This is a genomic window from Daejeonella sp., assembly GCF_049655485.1.
GTDB lineage: Bacteria > Bacteroidota > Bacteroidia > Sphingobacteriales > Sphingobacteriaceae > Daejeonella.
Window position 1 is genome coordinate 1 of the sequence record NZ_JBASJU010000387.1, and the last position, 1606, is coordinate 1606.

Annotated in this window: 1 protein-coding gene; it reads right to left on the minus strand. The window is 43.7% G+C overall.

All coding sequences use genetic code 11. The features are described from left to right. Positions 1-1516 (minus strand): nitrite/sulfite reductase (locus WBJ10_RS15740; RefSeq protein ID WP_424291994.1); only part of this gene is annotated, 1516 nt, incomplete at its 3' end. Positions 1517-1606 lie beyond the last annotated feature (90 nt).

Consider the following 1606-nt stretch of genomic DNA (forward strand, 5'->3'; position numbering starts at 1 on the left):
GTTTAGAAGGCACTTTTAAAACCTTTTCGGCGGCACGTCCAAATCCGTTACCTAAAGTACCTCCGCCAAGCAGAACCTGTGCGGCGGGAACAACTTTACCTGCTGCCTTGAGCGAGCTGCCATGAAAGCCGATTTGCGCAAGGCCATGCTGACCGCAACTGTTCATACAGCCGCTGATCTTAATTTTAATATCCTGATTATCGACCAGATCTTCATACTCGTCGGCAATCAGATCTTCCAAAACCCGCGCTAATTCCGTGCTGTTGGAAATTCCAAGATTACAGGTATCTGTACCCGGGCAAGTAGTGACGTCCGCAACACTATCAAATCCAGGCTTTGCAAAGTCCAGATCCTTTAACCGTTCAAATAATAATGGAAGGGCTTCAGGACGCACAAATTTCAGCAGTAATCCCTGGTTGATAGTGATCCGGATTTCATCAGCAACAAGCCCTTGAATCGCGTCAATAAATTTCCTTGCTTTTGCTGTTGGGATATCGCCGGTAGTAACTTTTATATAGACCCCATAAAATCCTTTCTGCTTCTGCTCAAAGACATTGGTTTTGAGCCATAATTCGTAGTGAAGAGGATCTGATATAATGACATCAGTTTGAGTGGTAGCCTCAGGTATCTCAGGAAGTTGAATGGTTTCGCGGTCAATCACATATTTCTTCGACTTATTCGCAATTTTCTCCTCTTCAATAAGTCTGAGTACCTCTTCAAGCCCCAATTTGGCAACCAGAAATTTCATCCGGGCCTTATTCCTGTTGTTACGTTCACCATGTCTGTCGAAAACCCGGAGGGTACTTTCTATATATGGGATTAAATCGTCTTCATGCAGAAAATCATTGATTAAATGAGCGATTGCCGGCTGGGCACCTAAACCTCCGCCAAATAGTACTTTAAACCCGCGGACCTCTTCACCATTTTCAATTCTAACTTTCGGAATAAATCCCAGGTCGTGAATGTAGGTAAATGCCGTATCAGCGTCCGTTGCCGAAAAGGCGATTTTAAACTTTCTACCCATCTCCTGGCAGATCGGGTTCCGTAAAAAATATTTAAAAGTAGCATGCGCATATGGAGCCACATCAAATGGTTCGTTTGGATCAATACCTGCCGAAGGTGAAGCCGTCACGTTTCTCACCGTATTTCCACAAGCTTCGCGGAGGGTTATATCGTCCTGCTCCAGCTTCGCCCACAGTTCCGGAGTACGATCAAGACTTACGTAATGGATCTGAATATCCTGACGGGTAGTTAAGTGCAGATTGCTGCTTGCATACTCATCCGAGATATCAGCGATCCTTAGTAATTGCTTGAAAGTTACTTTTCCGAAGGGCAGTTTGATGCGTATCATCTGAACGCCCGGTTGTCTCTGACCGTAAATTCCGCGGGCTAAACGAAGACTGCGAAATTTTTCATCATGTATTTTCCCCTCACGAAATTCCCTGATCTTTTTTTCAAGATCGATGATATCCTTCTGAACGATCGGATTTTCTAACTCTGTTCTGAAACTCTCCATGCTGCTTTTGTACAAAAAAAACCTCTTCTACCGTGGTTGAAGAGGTTATGTATATTATTTTATTCTATATCTAATCTTCTCCAATTATCC